The organism is Streptomyces sp. NPDC055955, assembly GCF_042270245.1.
In the GTDB taxonomy this organism is placed as follows: Bacteria; Actinomycetota; Actinomycetes; order Streptomycetales; family Streptomycetaceae; genus Streptomyces.
The window spans coordinates 52,302-66,441 of record NZ_JBHJYS010000004.1; the positions used below are offsets into that span (position 1 = coordinate 52,302).

The window sequence follows — 14,140 nt, forward strand, 5'->3', positions numbered from 1 at the left end:
GTGACATTCACTGAGGGAGGCGCTCGCGCGGGGGTCGGTGCTCGGCGACGGCCGCGCTCTCCTGGGGCGTGCCGGTGAAGAACCGTGGCGCGACGCGCCCGTACGCCAGCATCAGCAGGTAGCCGAGGAGGAGAGTCCCGACTCCGATGATGAAGACTCCGCCGATGCGCCAGTGGGGTGCGAAGGGGAGGGTCCAGGACGTGTAGCTGTTCACCGGGTCCCAGTCGTTCTTCAGGCTCCACAGACCGGCCGCGACGAGGGTCAGGCCGCCGATCGCGGGCAAGGTCAGGCGCAGCCAGAAGTCGGCGGCACCCTGTCGCCACTCGGCGCGGTGGGCCCAGGCCGAGGTGAGGCCTGTGAGGCCGTAGTAGAACGCGATCATGAGCCCGCAGGAGGAGACGGCGTCGCCGATGACCTGGCCGTCGCTCAGGAAGTTCATGACGACATAGCAGATCGCTCCCGCGGCTCCGGTGGCGATGGTGCTGAACTGCGGGATCGAGTAGCGCGGGTGGACCTTCGCGAAGATGCGCGGCGCGGCTCCGCGGCCGCCCATGGCCAGGAGCGTGCGCCCCAGGGAGAGCACGGTCGTCTCGGTGGACGCGGCGGCGGAGGACAGCACCATCAGGACGAGCAGATGCCAGAGGAAGGAGCCGAGGCCGCTGTCGCCGAAGACGGCCTTGCCGATGGCGGAGAACACGTCACCGAAGTTGTCGGGGTTGCCGAGCCCCGCGCCGGTCGTGCCGATGCCGGCGAAGGCCAGGGTCGCCACGGTCGCGACGAGATAGAGCACGAGCAGCATGACTGTGGAGGAGACGGCGGCGACGCCGGGTGTCCGGTGCCGGTCGGTGGTCTCTTCGTTGACGGTGAGCGCGGTCTCCCAGCCCCAGTAGATGAACAGCATCAGGACGAGGCCGCTGACGAATGCGCTGGGTGAGGAGATCTCGAACGGGTTGAGCCACGACCAGTGCGGATGGCGTGCGCCGGCGGCGGCGTTCCCGGTGTAGACGCGTACGAGGGCGACCACGGAGAAGACGGCGAGCATGGCGAACTCGAGGAAGAGCAGGGCGCGTTGGACGGCGGCGGCCACCTCGATGCCGCGGTAGCAGACGGCCGTCATGAGGGCGATCCAGCCGAGTCCCACCAGGAGGACCCAGGGGCTGGACGGGTCGGATCCGATGCCTTTCGCGCCGAAGAGGATGAACACGTACTGGCCGGCGACCTGGGCCAGGCTGGCCATCACCAGGGTGAACGAGGTGATGATCGCCCAGCCGCCCATGAAGCCGACGCGCGGGCCGAGGACGCGGGTGGCCCAGGTGAAGATGGTTCCGCAGTCCGGCTCCTGGCGGTTGAGGGCGGCGTAGCCGAAGGAGACGAACAGGATCGGGACGAACGCGAGCACGACGATCGACGGCGCCTGGAATCCGACGAAGGCGACGATGAACGCGAGGGTCGCGGCGAGGCTGTAGGCGGGGGCGGCGGACGCCACCGAGAGGATCAGGCTCGTGGTCATGCCGAGGGCACCGGTGCGCAGGCCCTTTTCCTGCGAGCTGTCGGGTGCGGCTTCCGAAGTGGTGTCAGGTGACGTTGCCATGGGTGAACCCCCTGTCCGGGGTGGGCGGCGAATCGCAAGATTGATGCGTGGGTCAATGATGCTGGCGAGGAAAGGCGTGTCAAGGTTTCCGGACAGATTCATCGCAACGATTGACTCACCGATCAGTCTTGCGACATGCTCTGCGGCCATGTGGGAACAGACCGAAATGGACCTGGTCGAATCCGAGGTGGTCGTCGTGGGCGGCGGCTACGCGGGACTGGCCGCAGCTCTTCGACTCCACGACGCGGGCGTCGACTTCACACTCGTCGAGGCCGCCCACCGGGTGGGCGGCCGTGTGCTCACCGAGATCCGCGCGGACGGCGTGACGCTCGATCACGGCGGCCAGTGGGTCGGCCCGACCCAGACACATCTGCTCGCCCTCGCCGACCGCTTCGGCTGCGCCACCTTCCCGACCTGGGAGACGGGCAAGCATGTCGAGGTGTGGCACGACGGCGGCACCGTCCCCTACCTCGGCGCGGCACCGGCCGACGGCCCCGGCATCGCGGAGTACACCCGCGTCAGCGAAGTCCTCGACGAACTCGCCCGGACCGTGGACACCCGACAGCCCTGGCGCACCCCGCGATGCGCGGAGTGGGACGCCCAGACGGCCGAGTCGTTCTTCCGTGCGCAGACCGACGATCCGGACGCCCGGCGCCGGCTGGCACTCGCCGTGCAGGGCCTGTGGTGCGCGGAGCCGTACGAGATCTCCCTCTTCCACGTGCTGTTCTACATCGCCGCCGCCGGCGGCTACGAGCAGCTCATGGAGACGCGGGACTGCGCCCAGGACAGCCGCTTCGTCACCGGTGCGGCGGGCCCGGCGCACGCCGTCGCCGAGCTGCTCGGCGCGCGCGTCCGACTCGGCGAGCAGGTGCAGTCGATCGAGTACGACGAGGGCGGCGTCCGCGTGAGGACGGCGTCCACCGTGTACGAGGCCCGCAGGGCGATCGTCGCGCTGCCGCCCCAGGCGGTCCGCACCATCGGCTTCACCCCGGGGCTCCCCGTCAGCAGGGACGGCTGGCTGTCCCACAGCCCGATGGGACGCGTCGCCAAGGTCCACGCGGTGTACGACACCCCGTTCTGGCGGGCCGCCGGACTCTCGGGCGTGGCCACGCTCTACGACGACGGGCCGGTCGGCGTCGTGTTCGACAACTCGCCGGACGACGCCTCCCGTGGCGTGCTCGTCGGATTCGTGTACGGCGACCGGGTCACCGACTGGAGCGAACTCGACGACGCGGGCCGCCGCGCGGCCGTACTGGCGAGCTTCACCACCGTCGTCGGGGAGCGCGCGGCACGTCCGCTCGACTACACGGAGAAAATCTGGTCACGGGACGCCTTCGCGAAGGGCGGCTACGAGGCGTACGTGACTCCCGGCGGCTGGACGGGATACGGCCGTCGCGGCTGGCGGGAACCCGCCGGGACGGTGCACTGGGCCGGAACCGAGACGGCTAGTGTGTGGAACGGCTACATCGACGGTGCCCTTTCGTCGGGCCTGCGCGCGGCCGACGAGGTCGTGTCGGCACTCTCATCGCAAGCGGAAGGCTGAACGGACCCAGCGCAATGACGTCGATCCAAGGCGGGACGGAGGACATCGCGGACGACACCGCGACCCTGGCGGACCGGGCGCGGCTCGTGGTGCTCTCGGCGCCCATCAGCCAACGGGAGTTCGCCGACCGCGTGGGCATGGATCCCACCGCGCTGTCCAAGGCCCTGCGCGGCAACCGCCGTCTCCAGGACCACGAGGTCGCCGCGATCGCGCAGGTGGGCAAGGTGTCGCAGCGGTATCTGCGGACCGGCGCGGGAAAGCCGCCCGTCGCGCGCGGCGGTGCGGGTGGCGGGCAGCCGGCCCGCCGCCGCGCCGACGCCGTGGACGCCGACCTCCGCCGCGCCCAGATCCTGGAAGCCACCGCCCGCCTCATCGCCCGCCGCGGGTTCCACAAGGTACGGGTCGCCGACATCGCCCGCGCGTGCGGAACCAGCACCGGCACCGTCCACTACCACTTCCCGACGAAGGACGACGCGCTGCGGGCCGCCCTCGTCTTCTACGCCGACCGCTTCCACGCGCGCCTCGAAGAGGAGTTCAGGACGGCCGACACCACCGTCGAGAAGCTGCGCCGGCTGATCGAGGTACAGCTGACGACGACCGACGAGGACGCCGACGAGTGGTCGGTGTGGGTGCAGTCGTGGAACGAGGCCATCCTCGACCCGACCCTCAGGGAAGGCCAGAAGGGCGTCCACGTCCGCTGGCGCGAGATCGTCCTCGACCTGCTGCGGACCTGCCAGCAGGAGGGGATGGCACAGGGCGCGGACGCGGAAGCCATGGCCAGCCGCTTCACCAGCATGGTCGACGGCATGGCCATCCAGGTCCTCGCGGGGACGGGCGACATGGACGCGGCACGGATGCGCGAGCTGCTCCTGGACGCCTTCGAGCCGTACCTCACGCTGCGCTAGGGGCACTCGACGCAGGCCTTTCGGCCTCGCGTCACCGGTCGCCGGCGGCCCTCTCGATCGCGGCGACGACCGCTTCCACCGCGGTGTCGTAGAGGGCCTTCTGGCTGACGGAGCCGAGTTGGCCGATGTGGGCCCGAGTGGCCGGGTACTCGTCCGCGGGCAGATGCGCGTAGACCCGCGTCCACGCGCTGGCGTCCTTCTCCCGTACCTCGGGGTCCAGTGAGCTGAGCGCCGCGGAGTGGGCGCAGAGTCCGAGGGAGGTGTCGACGAAGGTCCTGTAGTACAGGACGGCCTCGGCGGGGGCGAGCCCCGCGCGCGTGAACGTGGCGAGCTGAAGCTCGACCAGCCGGGCCTCGCACGGCCCTCCCGTGGTGCGCGCGAAGGTGAGCACGGTGATCGCCGGGAAGCGGGTCTGCACCTGCCAGGTAGCCTCGGCGATCCGGCGCAGCGTGTCCTGCCAGGGCTCGTCGCCGGGCACCTCGCCGATCTCGCCGAGGATGGTCTCGATGGTGCGCTCGCACACGGCGAGGAGCAGCTCGTCCTTGTCGCGGAACAGCCGGTAGAGCACCGCCGCGTCGACGTCCAGCTCCTGGCCGAGCCTGCGCATCGTCAGGCCGGCGACACCCTCCCGCTCGGCGAGCGTGAACGCGGCGTTCACCGCCGCCTCCTGCCGCAGGGTCCTGCGCTCCCGCCGCGTGGGCTGCCGGGCCGCGTCGCCCCCGGACCGCTCGGTCGGGGCCGCGGTCGCGGTGTTCTTCACCATGGCGGAACTTTACCAAGGGGCGCCGGCAGAAATGACAACACCGTTGACAACAGCGTTGCGGATCGGGTTCCGTGTCCCCGTCACACCGATCGGCAGGCCGTCGAGTGCTCGTGCCGGTCCGTCCACCAGAGTCAGGAACCCCATGAGCCGCCACCTACGTCTCGCCCTTGTCCAGGCGCCAGCGGAATCCTTCGAGCAGTTCGCCGAGGGCCTGCGACTGCGCATGAAGTCGCCCAACGCGGCCGACCTCGTCGTCTATCCCGAGGCGCATCTCTACTCGCTGGGCACGGACTCGATGTCCGCGCAGGAGCTGTACGACGCCCACGCGGAGCCGCTGGACGGCATGCGCGGAAAGGCGCTGGGGGCCCTGGCCCGCGAGCTGGGCATCTGGCTCGTCCCCGGGACGGTCCTCGAACGCGACGCGGACGGCAGCGTCTACAACACCGCCGTGGTCTACAACCCGGACGGTGAACTCGTCGCGCGTTACCGGAAGATCTTCACCTGGCGCCCCTACGAACCGGTGTGCGTCGGCCGGGACTTCGTCGTCTTCGACATACCCGGACACGGCCGCGTCGGCCTCTCGATCTGCTATGACAGCTGGTACCCCGAGCTCACCCGCCATCTCGCCTGGATGGGCGCCGAGCTGGTGATCAACGTGGTCCAGACGCCGACCGCGGGACGCGCACAGGAAATCCCGATCAACCAGGCCAACGCGATCGTCAACCAGGTCTGGGTGGCCAGCGTGAACGGCGCGGCCCCCACGGCCCACGGCCGCAGCCTCCTCGTGGACCCCGAGGGACACGTCCAGGTCTCCGCCGCCGGCATGGAGGACGTCACGCTGACCAGCGTCGTCGACTTCGACCGCGTCGCCGCCGCGCGGAAGTTCGGGACCTGCGGGGACTCCTGGCCGTGGGACCACTTCACCGCCGGCGACACCCCGCTGGAGCTGCCGCTCTACAACGGCCGCATCGACCCCGCCACCTGGCGGCCCGCCGTCTCCCGCGAAACCCCGGACGAGCTGCGCCCCACCGGACACACGGTCCCGGAGCGCCCCGCCGAGGAGTCCGGCGATGAGTGACACCTCGGTGAGCCTCACCCCGAAGCTCTCGCTGACGTCGGTGGTCACCTTCGGCCTCGCCTACATGGCGCCCAGCATGGTCATGGTGATCTTCGGTGTGATCTCCGCGGCCAGCTCGGGCGCCGCGCCGACCGCGCTCCTCGTCGCCACGGGCGCCATGTTCCTCACCGCCCTGAGCTACGCGAAGATGGCCCGCCACTATCCGACGTCCGGATCGGCGTACGGATACACCAGGAACCTGTTCGGCGCACCCGTCGGCTTCCTCGTCGGCTGGGCCGTGCTGCTCGACTACCTGTTCCTGCCGATGGTCGCCTGGCTCGTCCAGTCGATCTACCTGAACGCCCAGTTCCCCGGCATCCCGGTCTGGGTGTGGATGCTCCTCAACGCCGGCCTGACCACGCTCGTCAACATCATCGGGCTCACCCTGACCGACCGCGTCAACAAGCTCCTGACCGGCCTGGCCGTGTTCATCGTGCTGCTCTTCGTCGCGTACTGCCTCGTCCACCTCGCACACCACGCGCCGAAGTCCTACACGCAGCCGCTGTGGAACAGCGGAAGCAGCCTCGGCGGGATCTCGGCGGCCGCCGCCATCGCCGCCTACTCCTACCTGGGCTTCGACGCGGTGACCACGCTTTCCGAAGAGACCCGCGACGCGCGGCGCACCATCCCCCGGGCCGTCGTCCTCGTCATCGCGGTGGGCGGACTCCTCTTCGCCGCCGTGGCCTACGTCATGCAACTCGTCCACCCGGGCGGCGTGTTCGAGGACCCGGAGGTCGTCTCGTACGCGATGTCCGTCGAGGTCGGCGGCCGGACGTTCGCCGACTGGACCAACATGGCCGGCATCGTCGGCGGGTTCGCCTCGGGCCTCGCCGTCCAGCTCAGCTCCAGCCGACTGCTCTACACCATGGGCCGTGACGGCGTGCTGCCCAAGCGGTTCTTCGGGGCGCTGTACCCGAGGACCCAGACCCCGGTGCTCTGCCTCCTGCTCACCGGCGCCATGTGTGTGCTCGGCCTCGACATCTCCCTCGCGACCGCGACGTCGTTCATCAACTTCGGGGCGTTCCTCGCCTTCACCGCGGTCAACGCCTGTGTCGTCGTCCACTTCGTCCGCCACCGCGGCGAGGGCGGCGTGAAGGCACTGGGCTACGTCGTCGCACCCGCGCTCGGCGCCTGCGTCACCATCTATCTGATGACCCGGCTCAGCGCGGTCGCCCTCACCATCGGGCTGTGCTGGCTCGCCGCGGGAGGCGCCCACCTGATCTGGCTCACCCGCGGATTCAGCCGCCCCACACCGGAGTTGAGCATGGGAGAAAGCTCGTGAGGTCCGTGGCTAGACCAGATCGAGGGACAACTCGCACCACACCGTCTTGCCGTTGCCGCGGGGTTCGATGCCCCAGGCGGTGGCGAGCTCCTCGACGAGCATCATCCCGCGGCCGGAGGTGGCCCTTTCCGGGGCGGCCCGGCGCCGGGGCGACGCGGTCGACGTGTCACTGACGGCCAGACGCAGGCCCCGGCCGCTGTGCCGTACCGGTCTGGCCGTCAGTGTGGCGCTGCCGTCGGTGTGCACCAGGGCGTTGGTGGCCATTTCGCAGGCGAGGAGTTCCGCCGTGTCACTGAGAGCCTCCAGCGACCAGCTGTGCAGCGCCTCACGCAACGCGATCCGCGCGTTGCGCAGGGCGTCGGGATCGCCGGGGTAGATGACCGCCTCCATACGCGGCGCCGGGGACGCCTTCCCCCGGGACCGGTGCAGCACCAGGAGAGCCACGTCGTCCTCCTCGCCGGTGAAGGCGGCCATGGTGTCCAGCAGGTGGTCGGCGAGCGCGTCGGGCGGCCCCGGCCCGGCGCTCAGCGCGTCGAGGAGACGCTCACGCCCCTGGTCGAGGTCCCCGGCGCGCGACTCGATGAGCCCGTCCGTGCACAGCACCAGGGTCGAGCCGGGTTCGACGACGGTCTCGAAGACCGGGTACGCGGGGTGGCCGCCCGGTGTGTTGAGACCGAGGGGGAGTCCGCCGGGGATGTCGAGCCAGGCACAGCTTCCGTCCGCGCCGCGCAGCACGGGCTCCGGATGGCCCGCGCGCACCACCGAGGTCATCCCCGTCAGCGGATCGACGAGGGCCATGAGACAGGTGGCGAAGCGGTCGGTGTCGAGTTCGGCGAGGAAGGCGGACGCGCGTGCCATGGCGGTGGACGGCGGGTGCCCCTCGGCGGCGTACGCGCGCAGGGCGATACGCAGCTGTCCCATCACGGCGGCGGCCGTCACATCGTGGCCCTGCACGTCGCCGACGACGACGGCGATCCGGCCGTCGGGCAGTGTGAGCGCGTCGTACCAGTCGCCACCGATGCCGCCCCGGGCCCGCGTGGGCCGGTATCGGGTCGCGAGGTGCACGCCGGGCACGTGCGGCAGGATCCCGGGAAGCATCGCCGTCTGCAGGCCCGCGGCGAGCTCGTGCTCCTGGTCGTAGAGCAGCGCCCGCTGGAGGGACTGGGCGATGACCTTGCCGAGCGCCGTCAGCACGGTCCGCTCGTCCGGGGGGAAGCCGGCCCGCCCCTCGTAGGTGAGCCCGACGGCACCGATCGGGGTGTCCTGCGCGATCAGCGGCAGGTACACCGCCGCCGCGGCGTCCGGGAAGTGCGACAGGTACGGCGTCAGCGCCGGAAAGCGGGCGATGAAGTCCATCCTGTTCGTCACGAACACCGCTTCGCGGGTGCGGGCCGCCTCCGTCAGCGGCAGCTGCTCACTCAGACGTGCCAGGTGAAAGTCCTGGATGAGGCTCTCGTGGACGCCGTTGGAGCCCACCAGTTCCATGCGGCCGTTGTCGATCAGGCCGAGCAGGACGCTGGAGGCGCCGATCCGCTCCATCAGCCGCGAGTCGGTGAGGGCTTCCGCGACGTCCTCCACGGTGACGGTCGGCACGAGGGCGTCGCTGACGTGGACGACGACGTCGGACGGACGGTGGCGCTCCTCCCGGGCCTGCCGCAGCAGATCGGTCTGGTCCACCGCCCGCAGCTCCTGGCTCGCGTCCCGGATGATCCCGATGACCCGCACCGGACGGTTGCGCTCGTCCCGGACGATGTGACCTTGCGTGTGGGTCCACTGCAGTCGCCCCTCGGGATGCCGCACCCGGAAGTAGAGGCTGAATCCGGAGCGCTCCCGCAGTGCCCTGTCCACCAGGTCCTCGATGGCCGGCACCTCGCTGGGCACGATCCGCTCACCCAGGGTGGTCAGCCGGCCGTCGAACTCGCCGGGCTCGAACCCCATGACGGCCAGGCCCCCGGCGTCGTAGTGAATGAGTCCCGCGTCCACGTCCCACGAGAAGGTGCCCATGCCGTTGACCGCCAGGGCGACGTGGGCGGCGGTCTCGGGATCGCTTTGTGTGTCGGGCACGCGGCTCGGTTCGAAGGGGAGATCCATGAAACCTCCTGGCCCTTACACCCTCGGTGACCGTGGGCGCGCCGGTTCGCGGCTGCGCCGGGCGTGGCCCCGCCTCCTCCATTCTGCGCGGAATGGAGGAGGGTCGCCTGTCCGGCAACGGGCCCCGGTGCGCGCGGGCCGTCACCTGGTGGAGCGGCTGCGCCTGCGCCTGATGGCCTTGATGACGAAGGGCACGGAGGCCAGGGTGAGCAGGGCGACGGCGGCCTCCAGATGGCGGGTGATGCGGGACGACGCGTCCGCGGACGCGGAGGTCTGCGCGGCGACGGCACCGTGGTGGGCCGCATCGGGGTGACGCGGCGCGGTGGGCGAGGGCGACCCGGGCAGCTGCCCTGCCGTCACGGCTTGGGGAGCGGCGTCGAAGCCCCAGTCCAGGAGTTGGCGGCTTTCTTCGTAGACGGCGTTGGCCGAGGTGTCCTGGGGATTCATGATGGTGACCAGGATCGTGCGGTTGTGGCGGGTCGCGGCGGTGACGAGCGTGTTGCCGGCCTCGGACGTGTATCCGTTCTTCACGCCGATCAGCCCCGGATAGGGCTCCACGCCGTGGGATCCGACCAGGAGGCGGTTGGTGTTCTGGATGCCGAACGAGTTGGGGCCGCCGGCCGCCGGGAACTGGGCCGATTTCGTGCCGCAATAGCGACGGAAGTCCGGGTTCCGCAGCCCTGCCTGCGCGAACAGTGACAGATCGTACGCGGATGAGTACTGCCCCGGAGTGTCGTATCCGTCGAGTGAGCGCACCGAGGTGTCGTGCGCGCCGAGCCGGTCGGCGGTGGTCTGCATGCGCGCGAGCGTGAGATCCGTTCCGCCGTTGAGCCGGGCGAGGGTGTGGACCGCGTCGTTGCCGGAGCTGAGGAAGACGCCGCGCCACAGGTCGCCGACGGTGTAGCTGGTTCCTTCGTGCACGCCGACGAGACTGCTGCCGGGGGCTACGTCGGCGATGTCGGCGGTGACGGCCGTGTGTTCTGTGGAGGCGGGCAACTGTGGCAACAGAGCCAGGGCGAACAGCGTCTTGAGGGTGCTGGCCGGCGGCAGGTGGAGGTGCGGCTCCTTGGCGGCCAGCAGTTTGCCGGTGCCGACGTCGGTGATCGTCCAGGACAGGGCGGACACGTCCGGTGCGTCCGGCGTCCCCGGCGCGGTCTGGATCTGATGGCCCACACCGTCGGAGCGGGGCACAGCGGCCGCGATGCCGCCGACCGGGCCGACCGCGATCGCCGCACCGGCGGAGCAGGCGACAACTGACTTGGTAATACAGGAGTAAAAGCCTACGAATCGTGCCATGGCGGAAATTTAGGGTCGTCCTCCTGTCCCTTGCCATCGCGCTTACGCCATTCGGCGGGGCTGGGTGACTCCATGTCACATGGCGTGGTGCCCGGCCCACCTGACGGCGGCGGTGGGGCAAGCGCGGTCTGTCGCGCGCGTACGCCGCCAGGGTCTCGCGGCGTGCGCCGCCGAGGCCGGACCCGCCGCGTCATCGTGACTTCGCGTACGCGGTACGGGATCTGATGTGCCGTGACGGCTGCGGGGCGGGCGGCGCGATCGACGCACCTTGGCGACGTGGGCAGCCGGATCGCGACCGCCGCGTGAACCGCCGCCCGAGGTCCGACGCCGAAGGAAGCGTCTGCGCTCTCGTGACGGCGCCGTAGTGAGAGCGTTGTGACGAGGCGCTGGGCGTGGTGCAACCTGCCGCGGTGACCTGCGAGACTTTGCCGCGTGAGCCATTCCCGCCGCCCCTTGGGCACCGGACCGAGCCTCGACGAGGCCACTGAGCCCGCGCGCGCCGCACGCGGCCGCACGGCTGCGGAGCGAGCAGGTGCCGCCCCGCAGCCTCTCGACCCCGAGCCGTCCTCCGCCGACGATGCGGAGCTGACGGACTCCGGCCGGCGCAGACTCGGCGTCGGCCCGCGGTGGCGGAACGACGATCCGGACGCGTAGCCCGATCCGCCCCCGGCGACGGCCTCGGTTTCCGGATGTGCTTGGTCAGTAACTCGCTTTCCCCGAAGGGGAGTTGCTCATCACGGCTTACGGGCCAGGCCGCCGTGCTCGGCGATGAGCTGCGGGGCCGGGGAGTCGGATTCCGGGCGCCAGAACGGCACCGAGACCACGCCGGGTTCCAGCAGTTCGAGGCCGTCGAAGAACGCCGTGATCTCGTCGACCGGGCGCAGGAAGTAGGGAACGGCGCCCGAGCTGTTGTAGCCGTCCTGGGCCTGCTCGAAGCCCGCGTCGATGCCGCGCGACCCGTCGTTGATGGAGAGGTAGCTGCCCGACGGCAGTCCGTCCATCAGCCGCTTGACGATGGTCCGCGCCTGCTCGTAGTCGCCCATGTGGCCCAGGATGTTGCTGAGGATCAGGGCCGTGGGGCGCGTGAGGTCCAGCGTCTCGGCGGCCGCCGCGAGGATGCGGTCGGGGTCGGCCAGGTTCGCGTCGACGTAGGCGGTCGCACCCTCGGGGGTCGACGTGAGCAGCGCGCGGGCGTGGGCGAGGACCATCGGGTCGTGGTCGACGTACACGATCTTGGTCTCGGGAGCGATCCGCTGGGCGACCTCATGGGTGTTGTCGCCGGTCGGCAGGCCGGTGCCGATGTCCAGGAACTGGCGGATGCCCGCCTGGCCGACCAGGTACGAGATGTTGCGGCGGAGGAAGGCGCGGCTGCTGCGGGCGATGGTGGAGATACCGGGGAACAGCGCGCTGTACGCGTCACCCGCCTCCTCGTCGACGGGGTAGTTGTCCTTGCCGCCCAGCCAGTAGTTCCAGATCCGGGCCGAATGCGGAACCGACGTGTCGATCTTCTGGTGAGCCGCAGCTCCGGGTGTCGTCGCGTGGTCCGTCATGGTTACCGTCCGTCTTCCAAGCGGGGCGTGAACTGTTTCCAGTGCATAACCTACGTCCCAACAAACGCGGTACGCACACCAGTTCACGCGATCGGCAGGAACCGGCGCGCGAACCCTCGTCGCGGGACCGGCCGGGCAGGGGCGCGGCGGTACCCGTCGCGGAGTTGATGACGTCCACAGTCGTCGGACGCGCGGCACGTCGGCAGGCATCGGCTGTCAGCGGTCGAAGTGGTGCAAGGTGTCTTCGAGTTGTTCGGGCGTGAGTGCGGGGGAGGGGAGCGGGGGCGAGGTCGGTGCGGCGCGGAGGCTGTCGCAGAGGAGTGCGAGGGGCCGGCGCCACGCGTCGGGGGTGGTCGCCGCGGTGAGCGCGGGGACCGCGCGGCCGAGTGCGGCCAGGGCGAAGAGCACGTCCTCGGTGGTGAGTTCGGGGCGGACGGTGCCCTGGTGGCGACCGCGTTCGAGGAGGAGTTCCACGGTGCGGTGGTTGTGGGCGTGTACGGCCTCCAGTGACTCGACGCCCTCGAGGTGGGTGGTCATGAGGTCGTTCGTCCCGCGGTCGGTGGCCAGGACGGTGAAGACGGCCTGGAGGTAGCCGGTCAGCCCGGTCCACGCGTCGTCGGCGTCCCGGGCGCGGGCGCCGGCGTCCATGGTGCCGGTCAACTGGTCGCGGAAGACCGCGTCGACGAGTGCGGCGCGGTGGGGGAAGTTCCGGTACAAGGTGGCGTTTCCCACGCCGGCGCGACGGGCGATCACGTCCAGCGGGGCGTTGAGGCCCAGTTCGGTGAACACCTCGTGGGCGGCTTCGAGCAGCAGATCTCTGTTGCGCCGCGCGTCCCGGCGGCGGACGGGGGCGCCGACGCCGGAACCGTCCCCGCGGTCGCCAGTTGCCCTGCCGCTGCCGCTGCCGCTGCCGCTGCCGCTGCCGCTGCCGCTGCCGCTGCCGCTGCCGCTGCCGCTGCCGCTGCCGGTGTCCGCGGTTCCGCCCGGGTGGTCCGTGCTGTCTGTCATCCTCATCGCCCTTCACGGTACCGGGGGGTGCTCCCCAGTACTGATGCTAACGTCGACGCAAGAAATGGGGAGTACTCCCCGTTTATGGTTTCGAGGGGTTGCGACATGAGCGACGTGAGCAACAAGAGCGAGATCGGTGACCAGGGCGGCAGAGACGGCACGGCACTGGTGCTGGGCGGTGGCGGGCCCGTGGGCGGGGCCTGGATGACGGGAGTGCTGGCCGGTCTCGCCGACGCAGGGATCGATCTCCTGAGCGCGGACGTGGTCATCGGCACGTCGGCGGGCGCGATCTACGGCGCGCGCCTGGCCTGCGGCGAATCCGCTCGCGAGTTGTACGAGCGGCAGCTCGCCCGAGCCGAGCGCATCGACCTGCCGGTCACCACCGCCCAGACCCTGCGTTTTCTCTGGGCGGCACTCGGCTCGCGTGACACACAGCGGTCCGTACAACGGCTGGGACGAGCCGCCCTAGCCGCACGAACGCCACCCGAGGCCGACGTCCGCCGCATCCTCGCCACTCTGCTGCGCGACGCCACCGCCTGGCCCGCGAACACCGATCTGCGGATCACGGCGATCGACGCACACACCGGATCCCTGGAGGCGTTCGACGCCGCCGGACAGGTCACCCTCGCGGAGGCGGTCGCCGCCAGTTGCGCCGTCCCCATTGTCTGGCCCCCGGCATCGGCGGCCGGGCGCCGCTGGATCGACGGCGGCAGCCGCGCCACCGCCAACATCCATCTCGCCCGGGGCTACCGCCGCGTCCTGGCCATCGCCCCGCTGACCTCCGCGCCGGGCCCGCACCCCAGCGCGCAGCAGCAGGCGGCCGAACTCGCGGCCGAGGGGGCCGACATCCTGCTGGTGTCCCCGGACCGCGCCGCCCGCCGCGCCATGGGACGCGACATGACCGCGGACACACGCAGGCCCGCCGCCGCACGAGCCGGCCACGCCCAGGCCACCACGCTCGCAGACGCGGCGTCCCGTCTCTGGAAGGTGTGAC

Annotated in this window: 12 protein-coding genes; 6 read left to right on the plus strand and 6 right to left on the minus strand. The window is 70.8% G+C overall.

Translation table 11 applies throughout. The annotated features are described in order from the left end of the window. Positions 1-7: 7 nt before the first annotated feature. Positions 8-1,591, minus strand: coding sequence for an APC family permease (locus tag ACFC96_RS08905; RefSeq protein ID WP_376611034.1), 1,584 nt, complete (start codon positions 1,589-1,591; stop codon positions 8-10). Between the two features lie 148 nt (positions 1,592-1,739). On the opposite strand from ACFC96_RS08905, the gene ACFC96_RS08910 reads away from it, so the two are divergent. Together ACFC96_RS08910 and ACFC96_RS08915 are read left to right on the plus strand one after the other, a co-directional pair. Continuing rightward, on the plus strand, positions 1,740-3,134 hold the full coding sequence (locus ACFC96_RS08910) for a flavin monoamine oxidase family protein (RefSeq protein ID WP_376611036.1): 1,395 nt from the start codon (positions 1,740-1,742) through the stop codon (positions 3,132-3,134). A gap of 14 nt (positions 3,135-3,148) precedes the next feature. After that, entirely contained in the window at positions 3,149-4,039 is an 891-nt protein-coding gene (locus tag ACFC96_RS08915; RefSeq protein ID WP_376611038.1) for a TetR family transcriptional regulator C-terminal domain-containing protein, read from the plus strand. 31 nt (positions 4,040-4,070) lie between these two features. Here the strand turns inward: ACFC96_RS08915 and ACFC96_RS08920 are convergent, their stop codons facing one another. After that, the gene (locus ACFC96_RS08920; RefSeq protein ID WP_376611040.1) at positions 4,071-4,802 is read right to left on the minus strand and encodes a TetR/AcrR family transcriptional regulator; all 732 of its coding nucleotides are present in this window, start codon (positions 4,800-4,802) and stop codon (positions 4,071-4,073) included. Positions 4,803-4,944: 142 nt separating this feature from the next. Here ACFC96_RS08920 and ACFC96_RS08925 point away from each other — a divergent pair, with 142 nt between their 5' ends. Together ACFC96_RS08925 and ACFC96_RS08930 are read left to right on the plus strand one after the other, a co-directional pair. Beyond that, positions 4,945-5,880 (plus strand): carbon-nitrogen hydrolase family protein, encoded by a 936-nt coding sequence (locus ACFC96_RS08925; protein ID WP_376611042.1) that lies wholly within the window; start codon positions 4,945-4,947, stop codon positions 5,878-5,880. Then, positions 5,873-7,201: an APC family permease gene (locus tag ACFC96_RS08930; RefSeq protein WP_376611044.1), complete on the plus strand. Its 1,329-nt coding sequence runs from the start codon at positions 5,873-5,875 to the stop codon at positions 7,199-7,201. The genes ACFC96_RS08925 and ACFC96_RS08930 overlap by 8 nt, the downstream gene beginning before the upstream one ends. 9 nt (positions 7,202-7,210) lie before the next feature. Here ACFC96_RS08930 and ACFC96_RS08935 read toward each other — a convergent pair whose 3' ends face one another. After that, positions 7,211-9,292: a SpoIIE family protein phosphatase gene (locus ACFC96_RS08935; RefSeq protein WP_376264586.1), complete on the minus strand. Its 2,082-nt coding sequence runs from the start codon at positions 9,290-9,292 to the stop codon at positions 7,211-7,213. A gap of 141 nt (positions 9,293-9,433) precedes the next feature. Beyond that, positions 9,434-10,588: a D-alanyl-D-alanine carboxypeptidase family protein gene (locus tag ACFC96_RS08940; protein ID WP_376611046.1), complete on the minus strand. Its 1,155-nt coding sequence runs from the start codon at positions 10,586-10,588 to the stop codon at positions 9,434-9,436. Between the two features lie 432 nt (positions 10,589-11,020). Between ACFC96_RS08940 and ACFC96_RS08945 the strand changes: the two genes are divergently transcribed. After that, the gene (locus ACFC96_RS08945; protein WP_340458118.1) at positions 11,021-11,242 is read left to right on the plus strand and encodes a hypothetical protein; all 222 of its coding nucleotides are present in this window, start codon (positions 11,021-11,023) and stop codon (positions 11,240-11,242) included. Positions 11,243-11,322: 80 nt separating this feature from the next. On the opposite strand, the gene ACFC96_RS08950 is transcribed toward ACFC96_RS08945, so the two are convergent. Together ACFC96_RS08950 and ACFC96_RS08955 are read right to left on the minus strand one after the other, a co-directional pair. After that, a complete protein-coding gene (locus ACFC96_RS08950) occupies positions 11,323-12,138 on the minus strand; it encodes an SAM-dependent methyltransferase (RefSeq protein ID WP_340458119.1) in 816 nt (271 codons plus the stop codon). 216 nt (positions 12,139-12,354) lie between these two features. Continuing rightward, positions 12,355-13,146 (minus strand): TetR/AcrR family transcriptional regulator, encoded by a 792-nt coding sequence (locus ACFC96_RS08955; RefSeq protein ID WP_376611048.1) that lies wholly within the window; start codon positions 13,144-13,146, stop codon positions 12,355-12,357. A gap of 105 nt (positions 13,147-13,251) precedes the next feature. Here ACFC96_RS08955 and ACFC96_RS08960 point away from each other — a divergent pair, with 105 nt between their 5' ends. Beyond that, complete coding sequence (locus ACFC96_RS08960; protein WP_376611050.1) at positions 13,252-14,139, plus strand: patatin-like phospholipase family protein; 888 nt, start codon at positions 13,252-13,254, stop codon at positions 14,137-14,139. Position 14,140: the final 1 nt, after the last annotated feature.

What these genes read in the sequence shown, in the direction of transcription:
- ACFC96_RS08930 (WP_376611044.1), top strand. Translation starts at nt 5,873, where the DNA reads ATGAGTGACACCTCGGTGAGCCTCACCCCGAAGCTCTCGCTGACGTCG.
- ACFC96_RS08905 (WP_376611034.1), bottom strand. Translation starts at nt 1,591, where the DNA reads ATGGCAACGTCACCTGACACCACTTCGGAAGCCGCACCCGACAGCTCG.
- ACFC96_RS08960 (WP_376611050.1), top strand. Translation starts at nt 13,252, where the DNA reads ATGAGCGACGTGAGCAACAAGAGCGAGATCGGTGACCAGGGCGGCAGA.
- ACFC96_RS08935 (WP_376264586.1), bottom strand. Translation starts at nt 9,292, where the DNA reads ATGGATCTCCCCTTCGAACCGAGCCGCGTGCCCGACACACAAAGCGAT.
- ACFC96_RS08920 (WP_376611040.1), bottom strand. Translation starts at nt 4,802, where the DNA reads ATGGTGAAGAACACCGCGACCGCGGCCCCGACCGAGCGGTCCGGGGGC.
- ACFC96_RS08915 (WP_376611038.1), top strand. Translation starts at nt 3,149, where the DNA reads ATGACGTCGATCCAAGGCGGGACGGAGGACATCGCGGACGACACCGCG.
- ACFC96_RS08955 (WP_376611048.1), bottom strand. Translation starts at nt 13,146, where the DNA reads ATGACAGACAGCACGGACCACCCGGGCGGAACCGCGGACACCGGCAGC.
- ACFC96_RS08910 (WP_376611036.1), top strand. Translation starts at nt 1,740, where the DNA reads ATGTGGGAACAGACCGAAATGGACCTGGTCGAATCCGAGGTGGTCGTC.
- ACFC96_RS08925 (WP_376611042.1), top strand. Translation starts at nt 4,945, where the DNA reads ATGAGCCGCCACCTACGTCTCGCCCTTGTCCAGGCGCCAGCGGAATCC.
- ACFC96_RS08940 (WP_376611046.1), bottom strand. Translation starts at nt 10,588, where the DNA reads ATGGCACGATTCGTAGGCTTTTACTCCTGTATTACCAAGTCAGTTGTC.
- ACFC96_RS08950 (WP_340458119.1), bottom strand. Translation starts at nt 12,138, where the DNA reads ATGACGGACCACGCGACGACACCCGGAGCTGCGGCTCACCAGAAGATC.